A 13,280-nucleotide genomic window follows, 5' to 3' on the forward strand; every position below is an offset into this window, starting at 1 on the left:
TTAATGTTAGATCAGTTGCGTGAAAGATCTCTGGCAAGCAGTACCTCAGCGCGCTTTGAACCGGGAGACTGATTGATAAGATCCCTTGCAAACGATGCAGCTCTCTCCGGGTTCCCGGTTTTGCTTGCAGCTAAAGCAGCTCCGTACAGGCTGTTGAACCTTGCAGGATTTTTCTTCAACGATCTTTCATACGCTGAGAGTGCTTCAGTGTAGCGATTCATTTCCATCAGCAGATCTCCCAACAATTCTCTGGCGGGTAAAATTTCACCTGGCGTTACCGGATGTTTTTCCGTTTTATCTTCCAGGTCCGCCGCCTGTATCATTCTTTTTAATGCCGTATCTTTTTTGCCCGACTGAAATTCAATCCAGGCCTCTCCGGTCAGGATCTGCACATCCACCTGCTGCGCTTTGTAACTATCGTTTTGCCTGAGCAATGTATCCCGTAATGCTTTTAAGATCTGTAATTCTTTAGTTGCAGATGCCAGATCCCTTGTATGCGCCGCACCAAGCAAACGTGAGAAATGTGTGATCGATTCCTGCCAGGGATATTCTTTCCAGTTGACAGGGGTTTGTGTATTCAGCAATTGAGCCGCTGCTTTCCAGTCTTTATTTTCCAATAGGATCCGCGCAGGAATTGCAGCAAATGAATAAGCGACTTTAAAATTTGTGGGCTTTACTTCTTTGATGGTATTCAGGTACTGCAGTTGCCTGTTCGCTGCATCATTATCTCCTTTTTGCAGATAAGCGTACACGAGATAATCGAGGCCGTGCAATTCTTCATCCCAGTGCTTGCCGATCTTTGTTTCTTCAGCGTAGCATTGCGCGGAAGAAACAGATTCCTGGTTTGATCGGATGCATTCATCCCATAACCCCAATCTTGTAAAAATATGCGAGGGCATGTGCAATGCATGAGCAGATGATGGCGCAATGCCCGCATACTTCCGCGCCGCTGTTAACGCATGCTGCGCAATCTCAGGATAGTCATACGTATGGATGATGTAGTGAACAATACCCGGATGATCGGGTTGTCCCGGATACAACGCACTCAATATGGTGCCGGCCTTTAATTGATTTGTATATGTTTTGTCCGAAGGATCGGCTGCTGCTACCAGCGAAAGCGCGTAAAATGCCGCAGCTTCTTTATCCGAAGGGTAGGCGGCATGCAATTTCTCCATGGCATCCGCATAACGTTTGCATCGTTCTTTATGCGATACGGTCTCCCAACCGGCATAGTAGGCGTCGATAGCTTTTATATAAGCTTGTTCCCTCGAGGTTTTGTTGGTGATCGAATTGGCGATCTCAATCGCTTTAGAGCCTTTTTTCAACTCAGCTATTGCCGGTGGTGCCCATAGTGCATGAAAGTTGGACATCGCAACTCCCCAGTAAGCCATTGAGCAGCCAGGTGTTTCGTCTATCACTTTTGCAAAGGCTTTTTCAGCTTCGTCATATTCAAAAGAATGCAGAAGAGATACGGCAAGGCGAAAATCGGCCAGGGATCTTTTATCGCAACTCATTTCCAGGTTAGCCAGCCCGAATTGCTGATCTGCTCCGCAGGAAATGATCTTTCCTTTTTTCAGGGTCAATGCATCAATATCTGTTGAAGAGGGAATATTGCCCTTTGGCTGCCTGCAGGATGACAAACCAAGCAGGAAAATGGTCAATGAATAGAATGGGATCCGCAGCATTGTTTGTGTGTTTAGGTGACAAACAGAATTGCTACTATGCAGGGCGTATTTTGCCGTAAAGGCTTGCGTGAAGGTAAGGTTGCCGGATGATACGGGCAATCCCCAATTTAGATGAACAGGATCCGCCTGGAGGGTTAGTTGGGTTGCACGGCCGGTAATCTGTAATGTTGTCCATCCCAGACAAACAATTCATCTATCTCATATTGCCAGAATTGATAGATCGGAGATTTGATCAGCAATTTTTCCACTTCGGTCTTGTCAGTAGCATTCAGGGTGATCCAGATCTTTTGGGTTTCCATGCTTACGATATACTGGTCAATAATATCTTTATTGATCAGGAAATTGATATACGTCCGGTGAGGGGGGATGAGATCCGTAAAATCGTCCTTCATTTCAAATTGTATCGTAACCTGGTACTTCTTCATAACTCTACTAAAAAGACAAACTGGGGGTCGGAAAGTTGCACGGCAAAAAAATAAATAACTGTTGTACTATAAAGATAAAACCCCTTAATTTTACTGCCCCGGTAAAAGCGGATTTTCTTTTAAAATTAACGGGACGTTAGCTCAGTTGGTTTAGAGCACTACTTTGACAGAGTAGGGGTCACTGGTTCGAGTCCAGTACGTCCCACATGGTAGGGGAGATTTGGCGTAGGCTGTTGCCCGTTGTCCGTTGACCGTTGTCCGTTGTCCGGAATTCGAGTGAGGTGACATAAATTGGATCTTCGGGTACAAATTAAAAGTGTGGGGCTATCGTTGATAAACGATAGCCCCACACTTTTAATTTATATGCGGACAACGGACAACGGACAACGGACAACGGACAACGGACAACGGACAACGAACAACGAATCTCACAATTTCCACTCCACCACCTCATTCACCCATTCTTCCCGGTGCGGCGTGGTCACGCGGATATAATTATCGGTATAGCCTTCGATCATTCCGGCTTTGTCGTGTTTTTCGAACAGGACTTTGCGGGTTTGACCTGCATGCTGGTCGGTGAAATACTGCATTTTCATGTAAGAAAGGTTGCGCAATGTCTTGTTGCGCTCGTGACGTACATGCTGTGGTACAACAGGACCGAGGGTTAAGGCGAGGGTATTGTCGCGCTCAGAGTAGGTGAACACATGCAAATAGGAGATATCGAGCGAATGCAGGAAGTCGAATGTTTCCTTGAACTCTTCTTCTGTTTCTCCCGGGAATCCGACGATCACGTCTACGCCGATGGCGCAATGCGGCATCAGGGTTTTGATCAGTTTTACACGTTCAGCATAGAGTTCACGCTTATAACGGCGGCGCATCATACCCAACACTTTGTTGCTGCCACTTTGAAGCGGAATGTGAAAGTGAGGCATGAATTTGTCGCTATTAGCCACAAAATCAATGATATCGTTTGTCAGCAGGTTGGGTTCGATCGAAGAGATCCTGTATCGTTCAATTCCAGGGATCTGATCCAATTCTTTGATCAGTTCGAAGAAATTCTCTTCGCGCTGGTTGATTCCGATCGTGATGCCGGCACCATCCGGACCTTTACCAAAGTCGCCCAGGTTGATCCCGGTGAGGACGATCTCTTTCGCGCCACTTTCAGCGAGCCCGCGGGCAGCTTTCAGGACATTATCGATGGTGTCACTACGGCTTTTTCCGCGTGCCATTGGAATGGTGCAGAAGGAGCAGTTATAGTCGCAGCCGTCCTGAACTTTCAGAAAAGTACGGGTCCGGTCATTTACAGAATAAGAGGAATGGAATCCCGTAACTTCTTCAATATCACAGGAACAGATCTTTGCAGAATCGCCTTTGGCGAGTTCGCGGATATGCTGTGCGATATTGAATTTCTCGGCGGCGCCGAGTACCAGGTCTACGCCGGGGATCTCGGAGATCTCCTTCGGCTTTAGCTGGGCGTAGCAGCCAGTGATCACGACCAGGCTTTCGGGCGCTTTGCGCTGGATGCGGCGCACCAGCTGGCGGCATTCTTTATCGGCATTCTCGGTAACGGAGCAGGTATTGATCACATACACATCAGCTTTTTCCTCAAATTCCTTCTTTTCAAAGCCTTCCTGCTCAAGCAGTCGCGAGAGAGAAGAGGTTTCCGAGAAATTGAGTTTGCACCCGAGGGTGTGAAAAGCTACTGATTTTGCCGAGGTCATAAGAGCGCAAAGCTAAGAGGAAAAAGAGAAAAAGGAGGAGAAAGGCGGTAAAAGGACGTTAAGAAGTTCCGGTTTCTGCCGTTTTTTCCTTTTTTTCGCTTGTAACATTGACCTTAAATATCTGACAGTGAATAAAAAATGGATTCCATTGGCGATCGTAGTGGTTTTGGGGGTAGCGCTGTTTTTTGTAAGACGATCGCAGGAGAAGGGTGAAACGACAACGGTAAAGAAGAATGAGCCGGCAAAAGTGGATCCGGCGCCGGGTAAAAGGGATGGGAGAAAGACGACAGATCCTGCGGGTGAGGTCGATAGAAACCGGGGATTTGACCGTCGTGTCTCGTATATCGAGTTCACAGAGCATGCAAAATGCCGGATGGAATGCCGGAAGATCACGCAGCGTGAGGTGGAAGAGATCATGCGTGACGGAAAGATCAATTACAAGAAATCAAATGCGCAGGGACGTCCCTGCCCGACATATGCACTGGAGGGAGTTACCAGTGATGATCAGCGTGTGCGGATCGTGTTTGCACAGTGTGATCTTAAGACGAAAGTAGTGACCTGCATCGACCTGGACACCGACTGGGAATGCCATTGCCCCGGTGATGATGATAAATACAAAAACAAACGTTGATGAGACCACTGGTTTGGCTTTATTCTCTTTATGCGATGGTGGTCTTTATCGTGATCATGCTATTGATCTTCCCGTTTGTGATCATCGCCAGTTTTTTTGGGAGGATCAAAGGAGGCAATGCGATCCTGTGGTTGTGCAGATGCTGGGCGGATCTGTGGTTCCCATTGATCGGTATCTACCATAAGCGGATATATGAAGCACCGCACGACAAAACGACGCCATACATATTTGTCAGTAATCATATTTCCTACCTGGATTCTGCTGTGCTGGTAAAAGCATACCGGCAGCCATTGAGGCCGTTGGGAAAAGTTGAAATGTCAAAGATCCCTGTGTTTGGATTTATTTACAGGAATGCGATCGTGACGGTTGACCGGAGCAGTGCTGCCAACCGGGCAAATAGTATAAGGGTACTTCGATCTATTCTGGGTAAAGGAATTTCTGTGTTGGTTTTCCCGGAAGGAACGTTCAATGACACCCATAAGCCGTTAAAGGACTTTTATGATGGGGCATTTCGACTGGCAATTGAGACCCAAACGCCCATAAAGCCGGTGCTTTTCCTCGATACTTATGCACGGATGCCTTATACCGGCGTTTTTACTATGACGCCGGGAAAGAGCAGGATCGTTTATATGGAGGAAATTTCTGTGGCGGGATTGCAGACTGAAGACCTTCCGGCGTTGAAGCAGCAGGTTTATTCATTGATGGAGCAGAAGCTGATGGCGTATAAAGCAGATTGGATCAGGTGAAACTTTCAACTTGATGAGCGTATAAGGAACGCGGCGGACGCCACGATAAGCAACGGACGCGGCGAAATACAATACTTTTCCATGGGTGTTTTCGTTGCGTCCGTTGCGTATCGTGGCGTCCGCCGCGTTCCCTATACGCCAGACAGTATAAAAATATCCCGATTAAACAGCTAAATTTGCTGTTTGCTTCGGCACCATTGATACATGCAAGGACAATTCAGCCTGGAACATTTCAAAGCCCCCGAGGTGTCTTATTACGCAGACATCGTGATCCCTCTTGCCCTGCCCAGAACATATACATGGTCTGTGCCGCCGCAAATGGAAGATCAGCTGAAGATCGGGATGCGGGTGGAAGTAAATCTCGGCAAGAATAAAAAATATGCGGGCGTTGTAAAACGCATTCATAAAGAAAAGCCGGAATGGGGTGATCCCAAAGAGATACTGAACATCCTGGATGGCACTCCCGTTGTATACGAGCAGCAATTACAGCTTTGGGAATGGATCTCTTCTTACTACATGTGCAGCGAGGGAGAAGTGATGGCCGCCGCTCTTCCCGCACACTTCAAACTTTCCAGTGAAACCATTCTCGTCTATAATGAAGAATATGGAGATGATTTCACGGCACTCGATACAGACGAATTTATTGTTAGCGAAGCCCTGCTGATCCGGAAAGAGTTAAAGCTGAATGAAGTTCAGCAATTACTGGATTCCTCGCATGTTTATCCGGTGATCAATCGCCTGATCCAAAAGAATGTTTGTTTTGTATGGGAGGCATTGAAAGAAGCATATACTGCCAAGAAAGAGACTTATGTTGTATTGAATCCTCAATATGACAATGAAGAAGAGCTTGCACAGTTGCTGAATGATGACCGGCGTTTGCAACGGGCCGAAAAGCAGATGGAATTATTACTTTCTTACCTGCATTTGATACGCACTACCGGTGAGGTCACAAAGGCAGAGCTGCTGAAAAAATCAAATGCTACCGATGCCCAGTTAAAAGGGTTGGTAGAGAAAAAAATACTGTGGCTGGAGAAACGTGTGGTAGACCGGTTGCCGATACTGGCGAAGGATATTAAGATCGATTTTGAGCTTACTCCCGCGCAGCAAAAGGCGTACGAAGAAGTGAAAGAATCGTTTGAACAAAAGCCAGTCTGTCTGTTGCATGGCATTACTTCGAGCGGAAAAACACAGATCTATATCAAACTGATCGAAGAGTATGTACGCAAAGGGAAGCAGGTGTTGTATATGCTGCCGGAGATTGCGCTTACTTCACAGATCATACGGCGGCTGCAGAAGCATTTTGGTGGCTATATCGGCATTTATCATTCAAAGTTCTCACAAAATGAACGCGTGGAGATCTGGAACAGGATCAAGAGTGGTGAAATGAAAGTGGTGCTTGGTGCGCGTTCTGCCATTTTTCTTCCTTACCCGGATCTTGGCATGGTGATCTGCGATGAAGAGCATGATACGTCTTACAAGCAACAGGATCCTGCCCCGCGCTATAATGGCCGTGATTCAGCTGTCTATCTTGCTTCGTTATTCCCGCAGGGGGATGAAAAAAAAGGCGCGCGTGTTTTACTGGGCAGTGCGACCCCGTCACTGGAAACTTATTATAATGCAGTAAGTGGCAAATACGGACTCGCTGAATTGATGCAGCGGTTCGGTGATGTACAATTGCCGCCGATACACCTGGTCGACACAAAAACGATCATGCAGAAAGATCGTTCGAAGATCATGTTATCACCTCAATTGGTGAAAGCAATACAGGAAGTGCTGGACAGGCAGCAGCAGGTGATCCTTTTCCAGAACCGGCGCGGTTATACTCCATACCAGGTTTGTCGTGTTTGCAGCTGGATCCCGCAATGTAAATACTGCGATGTATCACTGACATTTCATAAGCTCTCCAATAAACTGGTTTGTCATTATTGCGGTACGAATTATCCTCCATTGCATACCTGTGCAGCTTGTGGAAGCCATGAGTTTGTGCAGCGGAATTTCGGAACGGAAAAGATCGAAGAGATCCTGCAGGAAACATTTCCCAAACACCGCATAGCGAGAATGGATATAGATACTGTTCGTGGTAAAAATGCACATGATGTGCTGATCCAGCAATTTGAACAAAGACGTATAGATGTTCTGGTAGGAACGCAGATGGTGGTAAAGGGATTGGATTTTGAGAATGTGGATCTTGTGGGCATACTTGATGCTGATGGACTTCTGCATTTTGCAGACTTCCGTGTGAATGAGCGTGCTTTTCAACTGATGGAGCAGGTGAGTGGTCGCGCCGGAAGAAGGCAATCAACAAGCAGTGTTCTGATCCAGACATCACAGCCTGGTCATCCTGTGCTGGCTTATGTAAAGCAGCATAACTATAAAAAGATGTTTGAAGATGAGCTGGTAAAAAGAAGGCATTTCTTTTATCCGCCATTCTCCCGGATCATTCAATTGACATTCCGGCATAAGATAAAAGGGATCCTGGATGCGGCTGCGCACCAGTTTGCCAATGCCCTGAAGGGGCGATACAATGATTTTCTTGTTGGGCCTGCAGAGCCTGTAGTGGGAAGAGTACGGAATCAATTCCTGATGGAGTTGCTCATCAAATTGCCGAAGGATAATCAGACCATTCTGAATTGTAAGCGGGATATAATGGAGCAGGTGGCGGTGCTACACCAGGATAGCAGGTTCAGGAGTGTGATCGTGGTGCCGGATGTGGATAATTAGAATAGATCGGACTGCGTAGGAGTATCGCAAAGGCCGCGAGGTAAACGCAAAGAGCGCAAAGTTTTTATACTCTGCGCTCTTTGCGTTTATTTAGCATCCTTTGCGATACTCTTACGATAATCAACTATCAGGGTTAACCTGCCAGTTCCATGATCCCCTCATACGTATACCTGAATGTTCCACTTTTTTCTTTTTTCACCACTGCAATCATCGCCTTTGCCACATCAAGTCCTTGTATGGCCCTGAACTTTTTTGCATTTCCAACAAAAAGTAATGAGATCACTCTCATAATCGGTGTAATGATCCGTTCGGCCAGCCGGAATTCCTTCCGCTTTCCAACCAATTGTGAGGGCTGCATGAGGTGTAGGGCCGGCAGGTCCACCGCTATCAGCCCATCTTCTGTTTCTCCTTTGAGCTTCAGGTAAAAATTTCTGCTGTGGCTGTCTGCGCCTACGGATGAAACAACAGCCATTTTCTGTACTTCGGCTTCCTTTCCAAAACGCGCGGCATTCACCGGGATATCGAAATCAATTTCGCGATAAAGTTTCCTGTCTCCCCGAACATTTTTCTGTGTGGTTCCTATGGCAGAGAGAATAATATCTACTTCTTCCAGTGCGAGTTTAAATGATTCAGCATCTTTGAAATCGACCAGCTTTATCTCCAGTTTGGGATGCTGCAGCGTAAAAGGTTTCCTCACCAGTATTCTCACGCGCTCAAAATACGGATCACTCAATGTCAGCTCAAGCAGGTGCTGACCGATCATGCCGGTAGCTCCCAGAATAGCAACGGTTTTTCCACTCATAATTTTGCTGTATAATTGCTGATAATATGCAAGTTCAGGAAAATTTCTCTTTAAAAAGATATAACACTTTTGGCATTGACGCAAAAGCGCATCGTTTTGCCGCATTTCACGCAGGAGATGAGCTGGCGCAATTACTCGAGCTGACCGGCGGTATTCCGTTCATGATCCTTGGCGGGGGCAGCAATATCCTGCTCACGAAAGATATACCCGGCTGGGTTTTGAAGAATGAGATCGCTGGTATTGAAAAGGTAAAAGAAGATGATGAGTTTGTTTACGTTAAGGCAGGGGCAGGAGAGAACTGGCACCGGTTTGTGATGCATTGTATTGAACACAACTGGGGAGGAGTAGAGAATCTTTCATTGATACCAGGTTGTGTGGGGGCATCTCCCATGCAGAATATTGGTGCCTATGGCGTGGAGATAAAAGATGTTTTTCATGAGTTGCAGGCGTTTCATGTAAAAGATCATTCTATTCACACCTTTGATCTTGCAGCTTGTGAATTCGGTTACCGGGAAAGCGTTTTTAAGCGAAAGCTTAAAGGGCAGTTTGTGATACTATCTGTTACCTACCGGCTAAGGAAGCATCCTGTATTGAATACAAGTTATGGAGCGATCAATGAAGAGTTGGCGAAGATGGGTGTGAAGGAACTCAGCATCCGGGCAATCTCTGAGGCCGTGATCAGCATCCGTTCTTCCAAGTTACCAGACCCTGCGGAGATCGGTAATGCCGGCAGTTTTTTTAAGAATCCTTCTGTAACAAAGGAGCAGTATGATGAACTCAAACTTGCTTATTCATCGATCGTTGGCTATCCGAATGCTGATGGATCTGTGAAACTAGCAGCTGGCTGGTTGATAGAACAGGCAGGGTGGAAGGGGTACCGAAAAGGAGATGCCGGCGTTCATGCAAAACAAGCACTTGTTCTTGTCAATTACGGAAATGCAAAGGGAGAAGAGGTTTACGAACTGAGTGGAGAGGTACTTGCCAGCGTTAAAGAGAAATTCGGTGTCATACTCGAACGTGAAGTGAACCTTATATAGTGGTTGAATGGCGTAAGAGTATCGCGGAGAGCGCCAAGGAGTCGCAGAGAGCGCAAAGATACTTAACGCTTTTTTTACGCGCGGGGCGTTAAAAAGAAAAGGCATTACTAATGAAGTAATGCCTTTTCTTTTTAAGACGCTATTCGTGCTCATTCGCGGCCATTCGTGCTCATTCGCGTTTTAAGCTTCCTCGTCAAATTCCTCTTCATCAAATTCTTTTCCTCCCAGGTTCATCATACTGCCGATGAGGTCTTTGAATTCGATCTTGCTTTCGAAGACTTTTTTGCTGATCAGTGAATAGGATGCGAGACCATGCAGGACGAACTCCATTAATAAAGCGGCCTGGGATTCGTTTGCCTGTGCAAAGTATTTTTTTACCAGTGCATGTAATCCGTCCACCTGGTAGAGGGAGATGATCTTTTCTTTGTCTTTGGTATTAAAGGACAGGTTGATGTGATTGCCTTTATCGAACCATGCGGTGATTGCCTTATATGGATTTTCCGCTTCGCGTTCCTGCTGGGATGGTTTGCCGGATGATCTTCTTTTCTTTAATGAATCAGGGTTGGGGAAGTATTGTACGAACAGGGTGCGAATGGCTTTATCTACGAGGTTTGTGGCCACCTGGTATGGTCCTTCCTGTTCGCCTTCGTAAACGAGTTCCACTTTACCGGTGATAGAGGGAATAATGCCGGCGAGGTCTGCGATCCAGACCTGTGTCTGGTTCTCGCCATTGATCAACGCTCTTCTTTCGGCGGAGCTGATCGCATTTTCAAAAGCAGAGATCGTTAAGCGGGCGCTCACGCCACTTTTCTTGTCCACGAATTCGCTTGATCTTGCTTCGAATGCGATCTGTTCGATCAGTCGTTTTACAAGATCACTGATACCTACGCGGTCTTTTTGTTCTTCTTCTATATCTGCTTCCTGCTCAGTGATCTCCAATGCGTGTTCAAGAGATTTCGGATAGTGCGTCAGGATCTGGCTTTGGATCCGGTCTTTTAGTGGGGTAACGATCGAACCACGGTTTGTATAATCTTCCGGGTTTGCGGTGAATACGAACAGGATGTCCAGTGGTAAACGAAGTTTGAACCCGCGGATCTGGACATCGCCTTCTTCCAGTATATTGAACAGTGCTACCTGGATCCTTGCCTGCAGATCGGGAAGTTCATTGATCACAAAAATGCAGCGGTTACTTCGCGGAATGATGCCGTAATGGATCACGCGGTCGTCTGCAAAGCTGAGTTTGAGATTAGCTGCTTTGATGGGGTCTACATCGCCGATCAGATCTGCCACGCTTACGTCCGGGGTAGCGAGTTTTTCGCCATAGCGTTGCGAACGGTGAAGCCATTGGATAGGGGTGGCATCGCCTTTTTCTGCAATGAGATCGCGTGCAAATTGTGTGATCGGGTTCAGCGGGTCATCATTGATATCGCTGCCTGCTATTACGGGGATGTATTCATCCAGCAGGTTGATCATCTGGCGCGCCATTCTTGTTTTGGCCTGGCCCCGAAGGCCAAGGAAAAGAATATTGTGTTTGCTGAGAAGCGCTCTTTCCACGTCGGGGATCACGGTGTCTTCATAGCCGACAATACCGGGAAAGGAATTCTCCTTTGTTTGTAAACTGTTGATGAGGTTTTGACGGATCTCTTCTTTGATGGATCTTTCTTTGTATCCACTTTTCTTTAGCTCACCGAGTGTTTTGATGTTGTTCATATTCACGAAAATTATTAAAACTATGCTTGTGAAAAGCCGTTGCTTTCTCTTGTAAAATTTGTTGCATGTCTACGGGTCAAAGTTTGTTTTCCCGCAGATCGGTGAGTGCTACCGGACGCTTATCTGCGCATCCAAAAGAAGGCTGATTCATTATTATAAAATGACCGTTCTTTAAGTAGCCAGACCATCTGCGAAATATGCGGGAGCCCGGACATCCCGCTTTCAGAACTCTTCTGATGATCAGAAAACAGTTTTCCGTTTTCCATTTTCGAAGTCCCGGAAGATAAATGCTCCCAGTCTGTCCAATGACGCGAAGAACGCTTTACCGTTATTCGTTTCTGTAAATTCCTGTACGAATTTCTGCAGATAAGGATCTGTTGCGATCATGAATGTGGTGATCGGCACTTTCAGTTTCTTGCATTGAGCTGCGAGGTTCATGCAGCGGTTGACCACCTTCCTGTCGAGCCCAAAGCTATTCTTATAGTAACGTTTCCCGATCTTCAGACAGGTGGGTTTTCCGTCTGTGATCATAAAGATCTGTTTGTTTGGATTCTTTCTGCGGCGAAGTATATCCATGGCCAGTTCAAGTCCGGCAACAGTGTTGGTATGATAAGGTCCTACCTGGAGGTAGGGCAGGTCTTTTACTTCAATAGGCCAGGCATCATTGCCGAATACCACAATATCCAGTGTGTCTTTCGGATATTTTGTTTGTATGAGTTCACTCAAAGCCATAGCCACCTTTTTGGCGGGTGTGATGCGGTCTTCCCCGTAAAGGATCATTGAGTGGGAAATATCGATCATCAGCACAGTAGATGTCTGCGCTTTGAAATCTGTTTCGCGGATGCTGAGATCATCTTCCTGCATGCTGAAGCTGTCGATGCCATGGTTGATCTGTGCATTGCGGATGGATTCGGTGAAGTCGATCTGTTCGAGCATATCACCGAACCGGAACTGTCTTGTTTCGGGGTTCAGTTCATCACCCTGACCGGGTTTAAAGCTGTGGTGATCGCCTTTGCGTGTTTTCTTTAGCTTACCGAAGATCTCTTCCAGGCTTTTTTTCCGGATGCCCTGCTCTGTTTTCGGGGTGATCTTTATATCGCCTTTCTGGTTATCATCGGTGATGTAGCCTTTTTCTTTCAATTCATCGATGAAATCGCCCATGCCATATTCATCGTTTGTGAGCTCATATTGATTATTCAGCTCATTCAGCCATTGCATGGCTTCGCCGGCATCTCCGCTGGTGTAGGTGAGCAGCTGCGTAAAAAGGTCAAGCAACTGGTCGAAACGGCTTTTGCCGTCTTCATTCGGGTTAAAACGGGAAAAATGGAATCCTCTCACAAAATCGGGTTTAGGGCAATTTACGTAAAAATGGACTTACATAGATAGAACAGATAATGCCTGGATATGTTCATTTCGGGTTGGGCAGATCTTACAGGTGGGTGCGATGCGGGGGGCCTGGATCAAGCGTAAAAGTTGTGGGATGGTTGTTTAAATGTTTAATGGTTTAAAAGTTTAAAGTTTTGCTTTTGCTTCGGTCCCTCGCCTGATGTAATCAGGCTTGCCGGTATGCTGCAAACGGGTTATTATCACTTGTCCACTTACAAGTTTTTAAGCGATAGCTGTCTGATCGGGCACAAAAAACGTGAGCAGGCGTTGAAGCGATATATGCTACTTAGATACGACATTCTGGCACGCGAAGCCAGCTGATGTGTTGACTGATGATAATCATTCAGGGTCAAATTCCACGTGTTTTTGAAATGGTTGTTAGTCGTCGTTAGTTCGTCTCTTGGTCGTCCTTTGGC

The 13,280-nt window shown here is 46.5% G+C and carries 10 protein-coding genes and 1 tRNA gene; 5 read left to right on the top strand and 6 right to left on the bottom strand.

Annotated elements, in window-relative coordinates; genetic code table 11:
• Positions 1–11: 11 nt before the first annotated feature.
• Positions 12–1,685, bottom strand: coding sequence for a tetratricopeptide repeat protein (locus LZZ85_RS25875; RefSeq protein ID WP_237876579.1), 1,674 nt, complete (start codon positions 1,683–1,685; stop codon positions 12–14).
• Positions 1,686–1,819: 134 nt separating this feature from the next.
• Entirely contained in the window at positions 1,820–2,110 is a 291-nt protein-coding gene (locus LZZ85_RS25880; RefSeq protein WP_237876580.1) for a hypothetical protein, read from the bottom strand.
• Between the two features lie 130 nt (positions 2,111–2,240).
• On the opposite strand from LZZ85_RS25880, the gene LZZ85_RS25885 reads away from it, so the two are divergent.
• Positions 2,241–2,315: transfer RNA gene (locus tag LZZ85_RS25885), tRNA-Val, on the top strand.
• A gap of 223 nt (positions 2,316–2,538) precedes the next feature.
• Here LZZ85_RS25885 and mtaB read toward each other — a convergent pair.
• Complete coding sequence (gene mtaB / locus LZZ85_RS25890) at positions 2,539–3,831, bottom strand: tRNA (N(6)-L-threonylcarbamoyladenosine(37)-C(2))-methylthiotransferase MtaB (RefSeq protein ID WP_237876581.1); 1,293 nt, start codon at positions 3,829–3,831, stop codon at positions 2,539–2,541.
• 127 nt (positions 3,832–3,958) lie between these two features.
• Between mtaB and LZZ85_RS25895 the strand changes: the two genes are divergently transcribed.
• The 3 genes from LZZ85_RS25895 (at position 3,959) to priA (ending at position 7,929) form a co-directional block, all read left to right on the top strand.
• A complete protein-coding gene (locus LZZ85_RS25895) occupies positions 3,959–4,462 on the top strand; it encodes a DUF4258 domain-containing protein (protein ID WP_237876582.1) in 504 nt (167 codons plus the stop codon).
• On the top strand, positions 4,462–5,208 hold the full coding sequence (locus LZZ85_RS25900; protein ID WP_237876584.1) for a lysophospholipid acyltransferase family protein: 747 nt from the start codon (positions 4,462–4,464) through the stop codon (positions 5,206–5,208). Before LZZ85_RS25895 ends, LZZ85_RS25900 begins: the two co-directional genes overlap by 1 nt.
• Before the next feature lie 204 nt (positions 5,209–5,412).
• The gene (priA, locus tag LZZ85_RS25905) at positions 5,413–7,929 is read left to right on the top strand and encodes a replication restart helicase PriA (protein WP_237876585.1); all 2,517 of its coding nucleotides are present in this window, start codon (positions 5,413–5,415) and stop codon (positions 7,927–7,929) included.
• Positions 7,930–8,062: 133 nt separating this feature from the next.
• On the opposite strand, the gene LZZ85_RS25910 is transcribed toward priA, so the two are convergent.
• Complete coding sequence (locus LZZ85_RS25910; RefSeq protein ID WP_237876586.1) at positions 8,063–8,731, bottom strand: NAD(P)H-binding protein; 669 nt, start codon at positions 8,729–8,731, stop codon at positions 8,063–8,065.
• 26 nt (positions 8,732–8,757) lie between these two features.
• Between LZZ85_RS25910 and murB the strand changes: the two genes are divergently transcribed.
• Positions 8,758–9,768, top strand: a complete 1,011-nt coding sequence (gene murB / locus LZZ85_RS25915) for a UDP-N-acetylmuramate dehydrogenase (protein ID WP_237876587.1) — start codon at positions 8,758–8,760, stop codon at positions 9,766–9,768.
• A gap of 180 nt (positions 9,769–9,948) precedes the next feature.
• Here the strand turns inward: murB and LZZ85_RS25920 are convergent, their stop codons facing one another.
• Both LZZ85_RS25920 and LZZ85_RS28725 read right to left on the bottom strand, forming a co-directional pair.
• Positions 9,949–11,478 carry a MoxR family ATPase gene (locus tag LZZ85_RS25920; protein ID WP_237876589.1) on the bottom strand — a complete coding sequence of 510 codons (1,530 nt, stop codon included), beginning with the start codon at positions 11,476–11,478 and terminating at the stop codon, positions 9,949–9,951.
• A 240-nt stretch (positions 11,479–11,718) separates the two neighbouring features.
• On the bottom strand, positions 11,719–12,816 hold the full coding sequence (locus LZZ85_RS28725; protein ID WP_237876590.1) for a vWA domain-containing protein: 1,098 nt from the start codon (positions 12,814–12,816) through the stop codon (positions 11,719–11,721).
• Positions 12,817–13,280 lie beyond the last annotated feature (464 nt).

Source organism: Terrimonas ginsenosidimutans, assembly GCF_022012415.1.
Taxonomy (GTDB): domain Bacteria; phylum Bacteroidota; class Bacteroidia; order Chitinophagales; family Chitinophagaceae; genus Terrimonas_A; species Terrimonas_A ginsenosidimutans.